At 56.3% G+C, this 17,175-nt stretch carries 12 protein-coding genes; 10 read left to right on the plus strand and 2 right to left on the minus strand.

What is annotated here, in order from left to right; translation table 11 throughout:
• Window positions 1-572: 572 nt before the first annotated feature.
• Together ACYVHX_RS13690 and ACYVHX_RS13695 are read right to left on the minus strand one after the other, a co-directional pair.
• Window positions 573-821: a hypothetical protein gene (locus ACYVHX_RS13690; RefSeq protein WP_460672215.1), complete on the minus strand. Its 249-nt coding sequence runs from the start codon at window positions 819-821 to the stop codon at window positions 573-575.
• A 311-nt stretch (window positions 822-1,132) separates the two neighbouring features.
• The gene (locus tag ACYVHX_RS13695) at window positions 1,133-2,371 is read right to left on the minus strand and encodes an esterase-like activity of phytase family protein (protein WP_460672216.1); all 1,239 of its coding nucleotides are present in this window, start codon (window positions 2,369-2,371) and stop codon (window positions 1,133-1,135) included.
• A 416-nt stretch (window positions 2,372-2,787) separates the two neighbouring features.
• On the opposite strand from ACYVHX_RS13695, the gene ACYVHX_RS13700 reads away from it, so the two are divergent.
• The 10 genes from ACYVHX_RS13700 (at window position 2,788) to ACYVHX_RS13745 (ending at window position 17,172) form a co-directional block, all read left to right on the plus strand.
• Entirely contained in the window at window positions 2,788-3,426 is a 639-nt protein-coding gene (locus ACYVHX_RS13700; RefSeq protein ID WP_460672217.1) for a GntR family transcriptional regulator, read from the plus strand.
• Between the two features lie 493 nt (window positions 3,427-3,919).
• Window positions 3,920-7,096 (plus strand): SusC/RagA family TonB-linked outer membrane protein, encoded by a 3,177-nt coding sequence (locus ACYVHX_RS13705; protein WP_460672218.1) that lies wholly within the window; start codon window positions 3,920-3,922, stop codon window positions 7,094-7,096.
• Between the two features lie 27 nt (window positions 7,097-7,123).
• Window positions 7,124-8,896 (plus strand): RagB/SusD family nutrient uptake outer membrane protein, encoded by a 1,773-nt coding sequence (locus ACYVHX_RS13710; protein ID WP_460672219.1) that lies wholly within the window; start codon window positions 7,124-7,126, stop codon window positions 8,894-8,896.
• A 17-nt stretch (window positions 8,897-8,913) separates the two neighbouring features.
• Complete coding sequence (locus ACYVHX_RS13715) at window positions 8,914-10,179, plus strand: Gfo/Idh/MocA family protein (protein ID WP_460672220.1); 1,266 nt, start codon at window positions 8,914-8,916, stop codon at window positions 10,177-10,179.
• Window positions 10,179-11,405 (plus strand): Gfo/Idh/MocA family oxidoreductase, encoded by a 1,227-nt coding sequence (locus ACYVHX_RS13720; RefSeq protein WP_460672221.1) that lies wholly within the window; start codon window positions 10,179-10,181, stop codon window positions 11,403-11,405. The genes ACYVHX_RS13715 and ACYVHX_RS13720 overlap by 1 nt, the downstream gene beginning before the upstream one ends.
• 175 nt (window positions 11,406-11,580) lie before the next feature.
• On the plus strand, window positions 11,581-12,933 hold the full coding sequence (locus ACYVHX_RS13725) for an aspartate aminotransferase family protein (RefSeq protein ID WP_460672222.1): 1,353 nt from the start codon (window positions 11,581-11,583) through the stop codon (window positions 12,931-12,933).
• An 18-nt stretch (window positions 12,934-12,951) separates the two neighbouring features.
• The gene (gene dgoD, locus ACYVHX_RS13730; RefSeq protein ID WP_460672223.1) at window positions 12,952-14,130 is read left to right on the plus strand and encodes a galactonate dehydratase; all 1,179 of its coding nucleotides are present in this window, start codon (window positions 12,952-12,954) and stop codon (window positions 14,128-14,130) included.
• Window positions 14,131-14,161: 31 nt separating this feature from the next.
• Window positions 14,162-14,929 (plus strand): SDR family NAD(P)-dependent oxidoreductase, encoded by a 768-nt coding sequence (locus ACYVHX_RS13735; protein ID WP_460672224.1) that lies wholly within the window; start codon window positions 14,162-14,164, stop codon window positions 14,927-14,929.
• Window positions 14,930-14,941: 12 nt separating this feature from the next.
• Complete coding sequence (locus ACYVHX_RS13740) at window positions 14,942-15,772, plus strand: phytanoyl-CoA dioxygenase family protein (protein ID WP_460672225.1); 831 nt, start codon at window positions 14,942-14,944, stop codon at window positions 15,770-15,772.
• A 20-nt stretch (window positions 15,773-15,792) separates the two neighbouring features.
• Complete coding sequence (locus ACYVHX_RS13745; RefSeq protein ID WP_460672226.1) at window positions 15,793-17,172, plus strand: sugar porter family MFS transporter; 1,380 nt, start codon at window positions 15,793-15,795, stop codon at window positions 17,170-17,172.
• Window positions 17,173-17,175: the final 3 nt, after the last annotated feature.

The following is a 17,175-nucleotide window of genomic DNA, read 5'->3' on the forward strand; positions in this document are numbered from 1 at the left end:
ATTCCTGCCGCCGTTCAACCCATTAGCAATTTTAGCACGCTGCCAGGGAGTTGTTGGGGCTGAAATGCAGTACGGTTTTTAGTCGGAAAAAATCAGCTGGATGGTAACACCGCCTGTTGGGCGTCAACGGTTAATGACCCAAACGTAGCAGCTCGAAGTGAGCGTAAAAAAAAGCGCAGCGTAAACGGTATGAAATTCCGCGTGAGCAGTTTAGATTTTGTGTAGAGCCTGTAAACGGTCGTCCTGATAGCTCACGCGGGGAGTCGATCGTTCACTCAAAAGGAGGGACTTTACTTTATGAAGAAGAATTCAGCGGTTTGTCAGCGTCTCGTCTGGCAGGAAAAAACCGTATGCGTCCACGATTCCTGCCGGTTCCGTTGCTTTTGGACAGGCGCAGACGCTGGTCGTGACGGGAAAAGGGTCCGTCGCCCAAATCCAGATCGTGGGCCATGCAGGCCCAGTTGGGAAGGTCGTTCCGGCGCTCCACTTTCCGGTAGGCCGGCTCAGTCGAGGTGATGAAAAAACAGCGCTTGTCGCTGCGGTATGGCTACGGTTCTAAAAAACCGGGTTTTTTATTGGTCTGCCAGCAGGGGTTGTGCTTCCAGTTCCTGCTGAACCGCCCGGGCAAACGATTCCTGCGCCGTTTTCCGGGAGCGGTTTTTCTCCAGGCCGTCCATTAGCCCCCCAATGGTTTGATTGGTCCGCAGACAGGCATCCCAGAGCTCCGGATTGGCCTCAATTTTCTGCTGGCGTAATAAGGTATTTTCCCCGAACCAAAGTCTGATGATATTCTTGGAGGTTGCTTTTAATCGTTGGGCCATTGTGGAGTTCAATTACTTGTCGATGGGTAGGTGACTACCCGGTTTTGTATAAACGACAAAAACGATACCACTCGTCTAGTCATTTAGTTTACGGTTTTTTTACATCGGACCGTGGATGCAAAAACCGTCTTCGGGGGATAATTCGGCAGGTCAACGATTCCAAAAGGCTAGCGGAGCATTGCAATGCTCCGCTAGCCTTGTAAACAGTCTCACCATCGCAGGCAACACCAGCCTGCGCCAACAGCGAAGCCCGATTCGCCACGTTTCGAAGGAAGCACTCAGGAAAGGAGTGCCAAACGGGATGCCCAGCCTTACTTTAACGGAACTTTCGGGGTAACGAAATAAATCCGGTTCAGGTCAACGGCCTTGGTGGCCGGCAGGATTTTGGTCATAAAACTATTGGAGCCGTTGTCCACCACCCCAAAGTCATCGTCATTCGAAATCGCTAGTTTGTTCCCGCCCACCAGAGCAATTCCTTCGGCTTTATCGTGCGGGTAAACCGGCGAAATCTCCGTCAGCAGATCAAACACCAGCGTTTTGGTAACGGGCACAACCCCCGCGCTCTGCAATCCTGCCTTATCTTTCAGTTGTTCGACCGTCTGACCACCATACAGTTTCCCGGAATCCTGATTGGTTGCATCCGAAATGTCGGTGGCGCCCGCCAAATCAAATTTATAGATCCGCTTAAAGGTCGCCGGTTTGGCCGGATTACCGCCATAGTCGCCATCCCGTTCCAGAGCCAGGAAGGTCGTATTGGTTAGGGCGGCTACTTCGCTGCAACCCGTTAAACTGGCATTTTCCATTAAATACACGTACTGTTTGGTAAGGCCGGTTGCCAGCTCAAACGTTAAAATCCGGAGGACAGTAGAGCCCGAAACGGCCGCTGAAGACGGATTATACAAGGGAGACTGCATGAGTCCCACGAGGGTTTTGCCGTCCGGTGTGATGGTCAGCCCTTCCATCCCGCGATTGGGCCGGCGCTTGGCCAGCACCTTGGGCAGAGTCCGACCGCCGGTAACGCTCCCAAAGGGATTAATCCGTTCGAGGGTCTTCCCGCTGGCATCAAAGTGGACAAGGTGCGGTCCGTACTCGTCACTCACCCAAAAAGTACCATCTTTGGCCAAAACCAAGCCTTCCGAGTCCAGGCCGTCTGCATTGGGGGCCACCGACTGCCCGTTCAGATCCAGCGCAATTTCACCCGTGTTGCCCTGACCCGTCGGATTCGGAAGGCCGGTTAGCACCTGGCCGGCTGCATTTTTCAGCAGGATCGTCTCTTCCAGCACCAGTTGATTGTTGACCAGTCGAAACTTGCCGATTTGCGGGATAAAATCAATCTTCCCGAAAATGATCGTATTGGCCGCCGAACCGGCGGCATTGGGTCCCCGGTCGGTCAGCAAATAAAAGATTGTGGGGTCATTCGGATCAGCCGCGATGGCAGAACCAAATCCGCCGTTGTAAAGAACCGTTCCGTTGGCCGCCGTTGCCAACGTTTTAGGATTGCCAGCTTCGGCGTACAGCGGGTACGTAACCGGATTTAAGTGATCCTGCACGCTGCAGGAAAAGACGAAACAGGAGCCGAGGACCAGCGAAAACGGTCCCTTAAAATACGATCATAGTGGTGTTTTCATAGAAACAAATGGGCAGGATTATACCGATGCAAACCTACATCGCCAATGTTAAGCCCATGTAACGCAAACCACCGTCACTATTAAGGTACTATAAAATTGCCACCCTGCCTGGAATGGGTTCCTGAGTCCCTGCACCGAAACAAGACTCGTGGCTGTTCGCGCTAATGTTCAGGTTCTGGCTCAAAAACAGAACTCCGCTGACCACCCGGACCTTCCCGATCAAGCAGCGTACGTTTGTACAGAAACCGGTAGCTGGCGCACCGTAATTATTCCTTAATTTTGTATACAGAATATTTTGTTTACCCCAAAGTGTCTATATTGTTTACAAATTTCAACTGATGAAAGAAGATTCACTGGCCAACAAAGCGTATAGTGAGTTGAGAAGGAAAATTTTATCCAACCAACTCGTATCCGGGATAAGACTCAAAGAGGATGTATGGGCAACACGGTTAGATGTAAACCGAATGGCTATCCGGGAAGCCCTGACCCGGCTGCTGGGCGAACAACTGGTGGTTCTGGGCGAAAAAGGCGGTTTTTTTGTAAAGTCACTCACGGTGGCTGATATTCAGGAAATCAGGGAATTGCGGGAAATTCTGGAGATCGGTGCCATTCGGCTGGCGATACAAAAAATTGACAATCGTCATATTGACGAGCTGGAACGGATTTGCAACGATTTTACGTCCATGATTCAGCGGGGTTACTTCAGTGGAGCCTGCGAGGCCGATGTTAAATTTCATGAAACGCTGATTGATAGCGCGGATAATGAAAAGCTGCGAAACCTCTACCAGGCGGGAAACATTCCGCTTTTCCACCAGAAATTAGGCCAGACCCAGACCCATATGGACGATTATGAGCTGACGGACATGGAACACCGCCAGATTCTGAAGGCGCTGAAAGAAAAAAACCTGAAACTGGCCGAAGAAACCCTGACGAAACACCTGATCCGGGGCGAAGTTGCTTCCCTGGACCTCGAGTAAAGCCCCGTTCGGCCGACATCAGCCGGCCGGTAAGCATTGCGATTTTCCTTTCCCCGCCTTTTACCCAACCCCAACGTTTTACGACCTCCTGTTTTGGTCAGCCCATTTCGGCTGCTCACCGCCTGCTGCGTTTCATTTTGTAAATAACTAATCCCTTCTCCTGTCGAAAAATTTCACTGAAATATTTTTTGTAAACAAAATTTAAATATTTTTGTAATCAAATACCGGCAATAAATGGCGTTTTTATCTGGTGAAGGTCGTCATCCGAAACCAAAATCTTCTTTAACAATTCCATTCTCAACGTTAATTACCCTAGTTCTGTACAGGAAAACAAATTCAGCTTAGTCATTCGTACCGAATCCGTAAACAGACTAATCCGAATTTTATATACAGTTTCCTTTCGTGCATCCGGCCACACCCGGGGATTTTATAGCTCAGATTGAAGTATTGAGTAGTGAGTCATTCCATAAATCCTGTTTAAACCGATTGGCGTATGAAACGAAAAAACCTTTACCAGCCAGGACGGGGGTTAGTCCTGATACTTGCCTTGTTTCTCAGTACACTCGGTCAACTGACCGCTCAGGATACCCGCGAAATACAGGGAACCGTACTGGAAAAAACCGGCCAGGTTCCGCTGCCCGGTGTAAACGTGCTCATTAAAGGCACCAACCGCGGAACCACCACCAATGCCGATGGACGGTTTACCATCGGCGCCAAAACCAGTGACATTCTGATCCTTTCGTTTATTGGGTACGTTAGCCAGGAAATTCCGGTCGGAACGCAAACCAACCTGACTGTCGAGCTGGCGACGGATGTGCAGTCGCTGAACGAAATTGTCGTAACGGGCTACTCGGCCCAGCGCAAAAAAGACATCACCGGCTCGGTGGCCATTGTCGACATGAAAGCCGTGAAATCCTTCCCGGCGGGGTCCGCGGTTCAGGCATTGCAGGGCCAGGCGTCGGGCGTCAACGTCATCAGTTCGGGCGTGCCGGGGGCCAACAGCCGGATTTTTGTGCGGGGCGTTACGTCCTTCGGCGACACCCAGCCCCTGGTTATTGTCGACGGTATTCAGGCCGATCTGAACAACATCAGCGCCGATGACATCGAATCCATTCAGGTGCTGAAAGACGCCGGGGCCGCGGCCATTTACGGGGTGCGCGGTTCGAACGGGGTCATTGTCGTTACCACAAAAAAAGGCAAATCCGGGCGACCCACCATCACCTACGACGCCTATTACGGCACGCAGCGCCCCCTGCCCGGTAATCCGTTTGACCTGCTGAACGCGGAGGATTTTATGAAAGTGGTGCAGATTGCCACGCCCAACAACCCGATTTTTGCCAACGGAATGCCTGATTTTCTGTATGCCGGACCGGGCGTGGCCGGAGTGGCCAAAGCCGGAGACCCCGCCGTTGATCCCGCAAAATACCGCTTCGACCCCATCAACACCGCCAACAACTACCTGATCCAGCAGGTGAACAAAACCGGTACGAACTGGTTCCAGGAACTTTTCAAACCGGCCCCGATGACCAGCCACAGCCTGACGGCCAGCGGTGGCACGGAAAAATCGACCTACCTCTTTGCCCTGAACTACATCAACCAGCAGGGCACCCTGCTCGAAACGTATTTAAAGCGGTATTCCGCCCGGATCAACACCTCGTTCAACATCGGAAAAAACATCCGGGTGGGCGAAAACGCCAACGTGTATTACCGAAGCAGCCCGGGCTTTGGTAACCAGGCGGAATTTGGTACGCTTTCCGCCGTCTACAAAATGATGCCCATCATTCCCGTGCGCGACATCATGGGCAACTACGGGGGCACCTTCGCCGGGCCGTCGCTGGGCAGCAACCAGAACCCGGTTGCCATGCAGGAGCGGACCATCAACAACCGGGATCACTCCTGGAACATCGTCGGCAACGTGTACGCGGAAGTGGATTTCCTGAAAAACTTCACCGCCCGCACCAGCTTTGGCGGAACCGTTATCAACGCGTACAGCCAGAATTTTTCGTTTACGCAGTACGACAACAAGCAGGGCAACAGTTCGCCCAACGCCTACAGCGAAAGCGCCAGCTTCAACAGCACGCTGATGTGGACCAACACGCTGAATTACAGCAACCTGTTTGGCAAACACAACCTTCAGGTTTTGGTTGGGTCGGAAATTGTCAAGAACTCGGGCCGGGGGGTCGGGGGCGGCTCGCAGGCGTTTTTCTCCACCAATTACAACTACCTCGTGCTGGGCAACGGAACCGCCGGGGTGACGAACTTCAGCAACGCCTTTGTCAACAGCCTGTACTCCCTGTTCGGCCGGGTGGATTACGCCTACGCCGACAAATACATCATCGGAGCCACCATCCGGCGCGATGGCTCGTCGCGGTTCGGAGCCGACATGCGCTACGGTATTTTTCCGTCCGTATCGCTGGGCTGGCGCGTATCCGGCGAAAATTTCATGAAGGATGTTACCTGGGTGAACGAACTGAAACTGCGGGGTAGCTACGGCGTTCTGGGCTCCCAGAACAACGTCAGCCCGGAAAACGCCTACAGCCTGTACGGCGGGGGCTACGGCACGGCCTATTACGACATTGCCGGCACGAGTGGTACCGTTCAGCAGGGTTTCACGCAGACCCGGATCGGAAACTCCGCAACGGGTTGGGAAGAAAACGTGGTGTCCAATTTCGGATTCGATGCCACGATCCTGAATAACCGGCTGGACGTTTCGGTGGAATACTACAAAAAATCAATCAACGGTTTGTTGTTTACGCAACCCCTGCCCGCCACGGTTGGGGGTGCTGCGGCTCCCGTGGTCAACATCGGCGACATTCAGAACACGGGGCTGGACGCGTCGGTCACCTTCCGGGGCCGCATCGCCAACGACCTGCAATTCTCGGTCGGGACCAACATCACGACCTATAAAAACACGGCGGTGGACATTCCGAACCCCGGCTATTTCGACGTGGCCAGTTTGCAGGGGCTGGGCAACATGGTGCGCAACCAGAAAGGGCAGCCCGTTAGCTCGTTTTTCGGCTATGATGTGATCGGCCTGTTCAATTCGGCTCAGGAAGTGGCCGAGTCGCCGGCCCAAAGTGGCGCGGCTGCCGGGCGATTCAAATACCGGGATGTCAATGGCGACGGGGCCATTACGCCCGAAGACCGGACCTTTCTGGGTAGCCCGAATCCGGATTTCACCTACGGTCTGAACCTGGGTCTGAACTACAAAGGGTTCGATTTCTCGACGATTTTTTACGGATCGCAGGGCAACGAAATCATCAACACCATCCGGTCCTACACCCATTTTTACGCCGGGTATGTGGGCAACAAAAGCAACGTGTTATTGAATGCCTGGACGCCGGAAAACACCAACACGACCGTTCCGAAAATCGAAACCGGCACGTCGCTCAGTACGTCGGGGGCGCTGAACTCCTATTTCATTGAAGACGGTTCGTACCTGCGGCTGCGCTCGCTGATTCTGGGCTACACCCTCAAACCCGTGTTGCTGCAGAAAGTGGGCATCAGCAAACTGCGCGTCTACGGTCAGGCGGCTAACTTGTTCACCATCACGAACTACACGGGACTGGACCCCGAACTGGGCGGCAGCAGTTCCAACTTCGGCATCGATTACGGCAATTATCCCAACAACCAGCGAAACTTCCTGCTGGGCGTCAACCTCTCTTTCTAACCCCGATCCTGTTCGACCCAAGCAATCATGAAAAGACTCTCTTTTAAACTGATTCTGACAGGCTTCGTCCTCTTTTTGTCGGCCTGCAAAGATGAATTTCTGGAAAAAGAACCGATTGGCTCCATCAGCGAAAGCACCCTGGCGACCAAATCCGGCATCACGGGCGTTCTGATCGGGGCGTATTCCCTGCTCGACGGCGTGGGCGCCACGGGCGGCAGCTTCTGGAGCAGCCTCACGGTTTTGTCGAGTATGGCCTCGAGCGACGCCCACGTCGGCACGGAACCCAACGGTTTACTGGCGTCTTACGAAGCCTACACGCACGATCCCACCAGTTCATCCACCAACGAACGCTGGCAGTTAACCTATGCCGCCGTTCAGCGGGCCAACGATGTGTTGCGGTTGCTGCCGAAAGTGCCGGGCCTGACCACCGACGAAGTCACGCAGATGAAGGCCGAAGCGCAGTTCCTCCGGGCCGTGTATCACCTGGATGCCGCCAAATTGTGGCGAAACGTGCCTTACATTGACGAAACCGTTACGTACGACGCCGGCAATTACAACGTCAGCAATACCGACCCGATCTGGCCCAAAATTGAAGCGGATTTCAAGTTTGCCGCCGATAACCTGACCGCCACCAAATCCGACGTGGGCCGGGCCAACAAATGGGCCGCCAAGGCGTTTCTGGCGAAAACCTACCTGTTTCAGCACAAATACACGGAAGCCAAACCGCTGCTGGCCGAAATTATGGCGAACGGCGTAACGGCCAATGGCAAAAAATACGCACTGGCCGAGCAATATTTTGACAATTTCCGCACGGATAAAAAACACGGCCCGGAAGCGGTTTTCACCGTTCAGATGTCGGTTTACGACCGCTCCAACGGGGCTAACGGCAATGCCGGCGACTACTACAACGGCCCGTTTGGCGGACCTCCCTCCTGCTGTTACGGCTGGCTGCAACCTTCCTTCGATTTGGTCAACGCCTACCAGACTGATCCGCAAACGGGTTTGCCGCTCATGGACAGCTATGAAAAAACGCCGGTCAAACACGACCAGGGCATTGCGTCCTCCGCCCCCTTCACCCCGCACACGGGAACGCTGGACCCCCGCCTGGACTGGAACGTAGGTCGCCGGGGCATTCCGTATCTGGACTGGGGGCTGCACCCGGGCATGGCCTGGATTCGCCAGCAGAACACGGGCGGTCCCTACAGCGTCATCAAAAACATCGCCTGGCAGGCCCGGATTGCCACCGACCGGGAAAATGCCAGCACCAACAACCCGTACAACCTGATCCGGTTTGCCGACGTGCTGCTCTGGGCCGCCGAGGTCGAAGTGGAAGTGGGTAGTCTGGCGCAGGCCGAAACCTACGTGAACCAGATCCGGGCGCGGGCGGCCAATCCGGCCGGTTTTGTGAAAAAATACGTCGATAATGCGGCCCCCCTGAAAGGATTCACCAACGAACCGGCGGCCAACTACAAAATTGGTTTGTATACGGGGCAATTTGCGCAGAAAGGCAAGGAGTTTGCCCGCGAAGCCGTCCGCTTTGAACGCCGGCTGGAACTGGCCCTCGAACACCACCGGTTTTTTGATCTTCAGCGCTACGACAACGGCACGGGCTATATGGCGACTTTTCTGAACAAGTACCTCGCCCGCGAAGCCGCCGTTCCGAATTATTTTAACCAGGATTATATGAAGGGCGCTTTCTTTACGAAAGGAAAAAACGAAATTTATCCAATTCCGCAGGCCCAGATTGATCTGAGCAAGAAAGACGGTCAGTCTTCCCTGAAACAAAACCCCGGCTATTAACCTCTGACGAGCCCCCCATGAAAAAACCTAACACTCCTCCCTCGGCCCGTCCGACCGACCAGGACGCCCTCAACCGACGCTCGTTTCTGCGTTCGGCGGGCCTGGGCGCCACGGCTTTGGGCTTGCTGCCGCTGGCCTGTTCGACGGGCAGACAACCCACTCAGGCTACTACCGGACAGCAACCCATTCAGGGTTTTGAGCGCACGCAGGAAGCGGGCATGGCCAAAAAATGGACCCCGGTTTCGGACCGCAAAATCCGGGTCGGCATCGTGGGCTACGGCCTGTGTAAGTTCGGGGCCGAGTTCGGTTTTCAGAACCACCCGAACGTCGAAATTGTGGCCGTGAGCGATCTTTTCCCGGATCGCTGTGAGCAACTGGCCAAAGCGTGTCGCTGCTCCAAAACGTACCCCTCGCTGGAGGAACTGGTCAAGGATGACACGATCGAAGCGGTTTTTGTCGCCACGGACGCGCCCAGCCACGCCAAACACGCCATTCTGGCCCTGAAACACGGCAAGCACGTGGCCTCGGCGGTTCCGGCGGTATTCGGTTCGCTGGAAGAAGCCGATCAGTTGTACGAAGCGGTCCGGTCCAGCGGCAAGAAGTACATGATGTTCGAAACGTCCTGCTTCCACGAGGATCTGTACGCCATGCGCCAGATTTACAACGCGGGCGGTTTGGGAAAACTCGTGTATTCCGAGGGCGAATATTATCACTACATGAATGATCCGCTGCCGTCCTACAAGGAGTGGCGCGTCGGGCTGCCCCCGCAGTACTACCCCACCCACTCCAACGCCTATTACGTTGGCGTTACCGGCGGCAGCTTTACGGAAGTTTCCTGCCTGGGGATGCCGAGCATCGTCGATCAGCTGAAACCCGCCAATAACCGCTACAAAAACCCCTTCGGCTCCGAAATCGCGATGTTTCGGACCAGCGAAGGCGGTTCGTCGCGCATGGCCGTCAGCTGGGATACGCCCGGCGACCACGGCGAACGGGGCCGCATTCGCGGCCAAAAAGGGTCGTTCTACGGAAAATACGAAGGGCAGGAAAAAGCCCTGCCCGATCTGGTTCGGCCGGCGCTGCCGCCCGGCGTCGAATCCGGCGGTCACGGCGGCTCGCACGGCCGGCTGACCGATGAGTTCATCACCGCCATTTTGCAGGATCGGCAGCCGCTGGTCAACATCGCGGTGGCGCTGAACCTGACGGTTTCCGGCATTGTGGCCCACCACTCGGCCATGAAAGACGGTGAAACCCTGAAAATTCCGCAGTACAAAATTTTAGTCTGATGGGGACCAACAAAACCAGAAATTCAGTAAACCGGCGCGATTTTCTCGGCATGGCCGGTGTGTCGGCCGCGGCTTTGTCAGTCTCCCCCCGGTTTGCGTTTGCGGCCCCCACGGCCCCCGACCGCAAAGTGCGGGTTGGCGTGATCGGCGGGCGGTTTGGCCTGGGGTTTTACTTCAACGAACACCCGAACTGCCTCGTCGAAGCCGTCAGTGATCTGCGGCCCGAGCGCCGGGATGCCCTGATGAAAACCTACCAGTGCACGAAAAGCTACGAGTCGCTGGATAAACTGCTGAAGGACCCGAAGGTCGAAGCGGTTTTTCTGGCGACGCCCGCCCCCGATCACGTCAACCACGTGCTGGCCAGCCTGAAAGCCGGAAAACACGTGCTGTGTGCGGTTCCGGCCGCTCTGACGCTGGAGGATTGCAGCAAACTGAAGGATGCCGTCAAGCAAAGCGGCCTGACCTACATGATGGCCGAAACCAGCGCGTTTATGCAAACCACGATTTCGGTGCGGAAGATGTACCAGGAAGGGGCGTTTGGCAAGTTGTTCAGTGCGGCCGCCGAATACAATCACCCCGGACTGGAAACGCTGTATTTCGAGAATGGCAAACCCACCTGGCGGCACGGCTTGCCCCCGATGCTGTATCCGACCCACTGCACGGCTTTTCTGATTTCGGTGACGGGCGAGCGCCTGACCCACGTCAGCGGCCTGGGGTGGGGAGACGACAGCCCGGTTTTAAAAGGCAACCTCTACAAAAACCCGTTCTGGAACGAAACCGCCTTTTTTAAAAGCAACCGGGGCACCCCGTTTCGGGTGGAAGTAAACTGGCGGGGGGCTTTGCGGAACGTCGAACGGGGGGAATGGCGGGGCGAGAAAATGAGCTTCTTCATGCCCCATTCCGAACCCGGCGAATCGACCCTGGTCCGGATGGACGGCAAGGAAGCCCTGGACCACGGCGGTTTTCAGGTGGCCAAAAACATCGTGGAGACCTACAAGCAGCCTATGTGGTGGGAAACGGACCTGCTTCCTGCTCCCTTGCGGCACAAGAGCGGTCACGGCGGTTCGCACACGTTCATCACCCACGAATTCATCGACGCCATTCTCAACAACCGCCAGCCGCTGGTGAACATCCACGAAGCACTGGCGTATACCGCCCCCGGTATTGTGGCCCACCAATCGGCGCTGAAAGGGGGCGAGTACCTGAAAATTCCCAGCTTTGACTGAAAGAAGTACTCGGTTTACGGTTTTCAGTTTTCGCCGGGCCGGCGCTACGGTGCGGTTCCCCGCTGGGACTGGCGCAAGCTTTTCTGAACGCGTCAGCCCACCGTAGCGCCGGCCCGGCGAAAACTGAAAACCGTAGACTGTAAAAAAACATCAACTGAAGCAACCTGAATAGACAATGAATAAGTGGCCGAAATCACAGGAAATTCTCAAAACCAATGAACAGTGGATACCCGGTGGCGTGGTATCGCTCAACCGGAAATCCGACCCGAATATCTGCTTTACGAAAGGCGTTGGCAGTCGCGTCTGGGATATGGAGGGAAACGAATACATCGACTACCAGGCCGGTTTTGCGGCTACGTTCCTCGGCCATAACGATCCGGATATTACCGAAGCCGTTCGTCAGGCACTCAGCAACGACACCGTGCTGATGGGCGCCGGCCCGACCGATCTGGAAGGGCAGTTTGCCGAGCTTTTCTGCCAGCACGTTCCGACCGTCGAGAGCCTGCAAATCACCTCGACTGGTTCGGAGGCCACCTACCACGCCATGCGGATTGCCCGGGCCGTAACGGGACGCGACCACGTCATTGTGATGCAGGGCGGCTACAACGGCTGGCACAACGACGTGGCCTGCAACGTCATCAGCAGCCTGAGCGACGTGGGGCCGCGCACCAGCCCCGGCGAATACCCCTTCGACGCGCTGTCGTCCGGGATTCCGGAGGTCCATAAATCGCTGGTCCACATCATCAACTACAACGACCTGGATTCGGTGGAATACGTGCTGAAGCGGTATCCGGTGGCCTGCCTGATCCTCGAACCGATTCTGCAGAACATCGGCATCGTCAAACCCAAACCGGGGTACCTGGAAGGCTTGCGGCAACTGGCCGACGAGCACGGTTTTCTGCTTATTTTCGACGAAGTGAAAACCGGTTTCCGGCACGCCATCGGCGGGTATCAGAGCCTCTCCGGGATTCAGCCGGACCTGAGCACGTTTGGAAAAGCCGTTGCCAACGGGTATCCGCTGGGCGTGATCGGCGGAAAAAAGAAATACATGGATTATTTTGTGCACCCCGACCGCGACAAGCGCGTTCTGATTGCGGGCACCTACAACGCCTTTCCGCTGACGACCGTGGCCGCCATCGCCACGCTGCAAAAACTGGCTTCGCCGGAACACGGCGTATACGAGCACGTCAACCGGCTGGGGCAACGGCTGGAAAACGGCCTGAACTCGATTTTTGCCTCAACGGGCCGGCCGTTCCACCTGGCCCGGCAGGGGTCGGCGTACTGCCTGTATTTCATGGATCACGCACCGGTCGATTTTCACGATATTGCCGCCAACCACGACTTTGCGCTGGACAAAACCTACCGCGTCAAATTGATCGAAAAGGGAATTTTCAATTTCCCGCTGCCGATCAAACAGGGCAGCATTTCGTTCGCCCATACGGTGCAGGACATTGAAGAAACGCTCGAAAAAACCGAGGACGTGGTGAGCCATTTGTTTCAGCAAGTTCCCCATTCTCAAATCGCCTGATTAAGCTGACCGACCCGAATGAAGATTACGGCTATTGAAACGCTGGTGTGCCACGCCCGGATGCGGAACTGGATTTTTGTCAAAGTGCTTACCGACCAGCCCGGTTTGTGGGGCTGGGGCGAAGCAACCCTCGAATGGCACACCCGCTCGGTGGTGGGGGCTATCGAAGACCTGTCTCAGTTACTGATCGGCGAAGATCCCCGGCGCATCGAACACCTCTGGCAGATGATGTACCGCCAGCATTTCTGGCACGGCAACGGCATTGTGCGCGGAACGGCCATCAGCGGCATCGACATTGCCCTCTGGGATATTCTCGGTAAAATTCACGGCGTTCCCTGCCACGAACTCTGGGGTGGTCGGGTGCGCGATTACATCCGGCTGTACTGTCACCTGGGCGGGGGCAAAATGGAAGATTTTTACCAGACCCGCCCCGGCGATGCCGACCGGTTTGGCGAGCTCGCCCAGCAGGCCGTGGCCGACGGTTTTACGGCTTTCAAGTCGATGGCCGTTCCGGAAACCATGCCGCTGGAAGGCCTGCAACCCATCCATTACGCCGAAGCCTGCGTGAAAGCGATGCGCGATGCCGTCGGCGACAGTATTGATATTATGGTCGACTGCCACGCCCGCCCGTCTCCCCGCATGGGCATGCAGTTTGCCAAAGCCCTGGAACCCTACGGCCTGTATTTTTTCGAGGAGCCCTGCTGGCCCGAAACCATCGAAGACATTGCCCTGATTCAGCGCGCCGTCAAAACGCCCATCGCGAGCGGTGAGCGGCTGGTGGGTATTCACGCCTTTCGCGATATGCTGGAAAAACGGGCCGTCAGCGTCATTCAGCCGGATATCACGCACTGCGGTGGCCTGAGCGAAGTGCGCCGGATTGCGGCCCTGGCCGAAGCGTACCGGGTGGCCGTGGCCCCGCACAACCCGCAGGGACCGGTCAGCACGGCGGCCTCCATCGAATTCGGTTTTGCCACGCCTTCCTACTGCATTTGCGAAAGTGTCCACAGCGACGTTCCCTGGCGCATCGACGTGGTCAGCGAGGGTTTTACGGTGCAGGAAAAAGGCCGGATTGTGTACCCGAACCAGCGGCCGGGACTCGGCATCGAAATCGACGAAAACGAAGTAAAAAAACACCCGTTCCAGCAGGAAGTTCTGCAACGGACCTTCTACAAAGACGGCAGCGTCGGCGACTGGTAACGGGATGGTTGGAACCTAAAGCGGACGGACCTTGGACTCATTATTTGCAAAAAATACCGTCCTGATCAGTGGCGGACTGGGCGACATCGGGCGGGCCATTGCCCTGGAATTTGCCCGACAAGGGGCCGCCATCGCCCTGGGCGACATTAGTCCCGCCCAGCGGGCAGAAGCGTTTCTCGGTGAGCTGGCCCCATACCGGGTAGCCACTCACTACACGCCGGTTGACGTGACCGATGCCCAGGCCGTCCAGGACTGGGTGCTCGACGTTGAAAAGACGCTTGGAACGGCAACCATCATCATTGCCAATGCCGCAACGGTGACGCCCAAACGCGTCCACGAAATAACGCCCGAAGAATGGTCGAGCGAACTCCGGGTGAACCTGGACGGGGCGTTTTTTATGGCCCAGAGCGCCACGGCCCGGCTGCTGGCTCACGGCCTTCCGGGGCGGGTGGTGTTGGTCGGGAGCTGGGCGGCTCACGCGGTTCACCCGCACATTCCGGCCTACAGCGTTTCCAAAGCGGGCTTGCGGATGCTTTGCCAGTGCCTGGCGCTCGAACTGGCTCCGCACCAGATTCTGGTTAATGAAATTGCACCCGGTTACGTCAACGCCGGCTTGAGCGCCCGGTTTTGGGAAAAAGACCCGGATGCTCAGGAACAGGCCCGGATGCGGGTGCCGATCCAGAAACTGATCCGTTCGGAAGCCGTGGCCCGGCAGGTGGTTCAGCTCTGCCACCCCGACAACGAACACATGACCGGCAGCACGCTGCTGATGGATGGAGGACTTTCATTGTTGACCTAACCCGATACCGACATGGCCTTTACCTTGACTGACGAGCAGGTTGAATCGTTTCAGGAAAACGGTTACCTGATTCTACCCGGTTTTCTAACGGAAGAGGAAATTACGAAGCTCCACCGGGTGGCGCTGGAGGATGAAGCCATCCGGAAAAACAGTTTTGACCTGGACGACAAAACCGGCAAAAAAACAAAGCTCGCCCTGTGGTTTACGCCGGGCAACGACGCCTACGGATTACTGACCCGCAGCGAACGGCTGGTTCACTCGGTCGATCAGCTTCTGGACGGCACGGCCCCGGTCTGTCATTTTCACTCCAAACTGATGCAGAAAGAACCCCGGGTTGGCGGGGCCTGGGAGTGGCACCAGGATTACGGCTACTGGTATAAAAACGGCTATCTTTTTCCGGATCAGATGATCTCCGTCATGCTGGCCATCACCGAAGCCACGCCCGAAAACGGGTGCTTGCAGGTCATCAGAAAATCCCACCAAATGGGCCGGATCGAACACGGTTTTTCGGGCGAACAGGTGGGCGCGTCCCTGCCGTACGTGGAGTTTGCGTTGCAGACGATGGAACGGGTTTACGTGGTGTTACAACCCGGCGATCTGCTCTTTTTTCACAGTAACCTTTTGCACCGGTCGGAGGCCAACCTTTCCGAACAGCCCCGCTGGTCGCTTATTTCGGCTTACAACCGGCAGTCCAATCCGCCGTACATCACCGATACCCCGTCCAGCATTGCGCCCTTACAAACCGTCCCGGACGATGCGTTACGGCGGCACGAAGCGGTTTTGGGAATCGAAGAAGATTCGACCCGGTTTTTGAGCGCCGAACAGGCCAGAGCCAAAGCATAAGCACGTTAAATCCGACCGAAATGGCTTTTGTACTCGCGGCTAACGACCCTCTGGCCTCCGGACACGTCCGGTACAATAAACGGTATCTCTACCGGATCAACGCAATTGCCGCCCTGGGCGGTATTTTATTTGGATTCGATACCGCCATCATTTCGGGCACCATCCGGTTTTTGGGCGAGCACTTTCAGCTCAGCGACCTGAAAACCGGCTGGGCCGTTGGCTGCATCAGCGTTGGCTCCGCCGTCGGCGCCCTGGTTTCGGGGCGGCTTAGCGACCGGATCGGCCGTAAAAAAACCCTTCTCCTGAGCGCCTTTCTGTTTGCCATCACCGGCGTAGGCACCGGCTGGGCACCTTCTTTTCCGCTTTTTATCCTGTTTCGGCTGCTGAGCGGTGTCGCCATCGGCTGCGCGGCTCTGGTTTGTCCCATTTACATCGCCGAAATGGCTCCGGCCCGGCTGCGCGGACGGCTGGTCACGTTTTACCAGCTGGCCGTAACGCTCGGGGTTTTACTGGCTTACCTGTCCAATTTTCTGCTCCTGCATACCGGCAGCAACAACTGGCGGTGGATGTTTTCGTCGCAATCGGTTCCGGCGCTGCTGTTCTTCTTCGGCCTGTTTTTCGTGGCCGAAAGTCCCCGCTGGCTGCTCAGCAAAAACCACGACACCCAGTCCCAAAACGTGCTCGAACGGATTGGCGGGCGGGCGTATGCCACGGACGAAAGCGCGGCCATCCGGGCCAGTTTTAGCGGTGAAAGCCGAAAAAAAACCGGGTATACGGTTTACCGCGAGGTCTTTCCGGTTATTCTGATCGGCATTGTGGTCGCCTTTTTCTCCCAGATCGGCGGACCGCTGGTGGCCTACACGCCCGAGATTTTCAAACAAGTGGGAATCGCCGAAGACTCGGCCTTTCTGCAATCCGTCCTGCTGGGTTTTATCCTCTGCCTTTTCACGTTCGTAGCCATTTTCACCATCGACAAGGCCGGACGCAGGAAGCTGCTGCTGGCCGGGGCGGCTTTCCTCGCATTCGACCTGTTGGCCCTGGCGGTGGTTTTTTATTTTCGGCTTTCCGGCTACGCAGCGCTGGTTTTCATTTTGCTGTTTATCGCCGGGTACGCGGCAACCATCGGCCCGGTTACGTGGGTGCTGCTCTCCGAAGTGTTCCCGAACCGGGTGCGCGGCCGCGCCATGTCGTTGGCAACCCTGTCGCTCTGGCTGGCCAACTTCCTGGTGCTCGGCTCCTTTCCCCTGATGAAATCCACGCTCGGGCTGTCGGGCACCTTTGGTGTGTACGCCGTCCTGCTGATGCTGTATTTCGTTTTTGTCTGGCGGAACGTTCCCGAAACCAAAGGGCGAACGCTGGAAGAAATTGAACGGCTGGTCCGGCACCGGCAAAAACCCTAACCC

Source organism: Larkinella ripae (assembly GCF_054780775.1).